This window comes from Mycobacterium sp. TH-M106 (assembly GCF_057473765.1).
Genome location: NZ_JBYCLE010000532.1, coordinates 1 through 1926, shown reverse-complemented (window position 1 = coordinate 1926; position 1926 = coordinate 1). Strand labels below are relative to the sequence as shown.

At 67.0% G+C, this 1926-nt stretch carries 1 protein-coding gene and 2 pseudogenes; 2 read left to right on the top strand and 1 reads right to left on the bottom strand.

Features of this window, described 5'->3' with window-relative positions:
* A pseudogene (locus tag AC2VOP_RS18460) lies at positions 1–99 on the top strand (type VII secretion protein EsxI); the annotation flags it as partial.
* A gap of 102 nt (positions 100–201) precedes the next feature.
* Here the strand turns inward: AC2VOP_RS18460 and AC2VOP_RS18455 are convergent.
* A complete protein-coding gene (locus AC2VOP_RS18455; protein ID WP_486962308.1) occupies positions 202–1512 on the bottom strand; it encodes a hypothetical protein in 1311 nt (436 codons plus the stop codon).
* Positions 1513–1717: 205 nt separating this feature from the next.
* On the opposite strand from AC2VOP_RS18455, the pseudogene AC2VOP_RS18450 reads away from it, so the two are divergent.
* A pseudogene (locus tag AC2VOP_RS18450) lies at positions 1718–1926 on the top strand (hypothetical protein); the annotation flags it as partial.

The following is a 1926-nucleotide window of genomic DNA, read 5'->3' as shown; positions in this document are numbered from 1 at the left end:
GTGATCTACGAGCAGGCCAATGCCCACGGGCAGAAGGTGCAATCGGCGGGCAACAACATGGCCTCCACCGACTCCGCCGTCGGCTCCAGCTGGGCCTGACTAATTTAGTAGCCGAGCACCAACTCACCACCGCAGCGTTACGGCGGGAATCCACCGCGATTCCCGCCGTAACGCGGTGCCTGTGGTCGCCAGCCGGGCTGCCTACCCGACCCTGGACGCCGCCGCACACGCACCCAGCACCGTGGTGGAGGCGTAGCTGGCGGCGTTCGCCAGATAGTTGTCGGCCGGGCTGTAGGTGGGCAGCGCCAACACGAACGCCCTCCGGTACTGCGAGGACAGGTCGGCGAAGTCCTGCAGAGTGGGGTTGTCGCTGCGTCGTCCCAGCTGCTGCAGCTTGTTGGCGTAGGCGATCATCACCTGCGCGACGGACACGTTGACCTGCTTTTGCTGCGGGTTCCAGTAGGTCGCCGGGATGTTCGGGTCGAGGTTCTGCCAGTCGGCGGTGTCGGCGCCGAACTTGTCCAATGTTGCCTTCCAGTCGCGGCACACCGGATTGGGCTCGGTCAGATAGCGCTGCGGGTTGGTGGGGTTGCCCGGCGGCGCGACGCGCATCGGGGGCGGCGGTGCCTCGAGAAGCGGCCCACGGGCCGCTGCTGCGCCGTTGGCGACGGAGGCACAGATCGCCGCCAGGGCCGACGCAGCGCTGTGCGCGGTGCCCGCCAGGCTCGCGTCCGGCTCGGTGTAGTTCGGTATGCGTTCGATGAAAGCCCGCGAATAGGCAATGAACTGCTCGTAGAGCTCGCGCATCACCCGATGCGGGGTCAGCTTGACCAGCCCGATGGTTTGCGCGGCGGCGCTGCGCAGCACCTGCCCGGCGGCCAGGTACTGCTTTTTTTGTTCGTCGTCCCACGCCGACGCCGGGATCGACTGGTCGCGCTCGACCCAGCCGCCCTGCCCGAGCAGCGACAGAGTGCTAGACAGGTTGCTGCTGATCGCGGTCCACGCGGCGCAGCTCGGATCCTCGGTGATGACGGTGACCGGCCCGGTGTCGTTGGCGCTGGCGATCCCCGAGGCGGCGGCATTACTGGACGTCGGGGCCCCGCCCGTCGACGTGCCGGTGCCCGGGGCACCACCCAGCAGCACCACCGCGACCAGCGCGATCGCCACGACGGCCAGCACGGACACCGCAACCAGGCCCCACTTGAGGCTGTTGGGGTGCTTCAGTGCCGCGACCTCGCTCTCTTCGTCTTCCTCGTCGTCTTCTTCTTCGTCTTCCTCGTCTTCGTCTTCGTATGCTGCGTCTTCGTCCGTGGCTTGGGTGTGGTAGACGTCGGTTTCCTCGGCATCGTCGATGGCGTCGCTGGCGGTGTCATCGGCATCGTCGATGGCGTCGCTGGCGGTGTCATCGGCATTGTCGGTGTCGTCGGCGGCGTCGTCGATGTCGTTGATGTCGGTGTCGTCGTCGATGTTGTCGCCCATCCCCCGCCGGTGTCGCCCGGTGCTGTCGGTCACAGTGTGCCAGCCTAAAGCGTGTCGAACTACTGGCTGCGGTCGAGTCGGTGTAGCAGTGAGGTGATCTGGCTGAGGATCAGGAAGTCTTCGTGGGTGATGGGGGTGACTTCGTGGTGTCGGTCGAGTCGCCGGCAGTGGTTGATCCATCCGTTGGTGGGTTCGACAACCCGGGCGGCGCGGCTGGACCCGGAACCCGCTGGCGGGTTTGGGTCCGGATACGGTCAATGCCAACCCAGCCGCCGGCAACCAGCTGGTCAAGACCCACGACCGGCTCGTCATCGAGGACCTGCATGTGGCCGGGATGCTGGCCAACCACGGGCTGGCCCGCGCGATATCGGATGCCGCCTGGGCCGAGTTCGCCCGCCAGCTGCACTACAAGCAGGCATGGCGGGGCGGCCAAGTCACGGTCGCCGA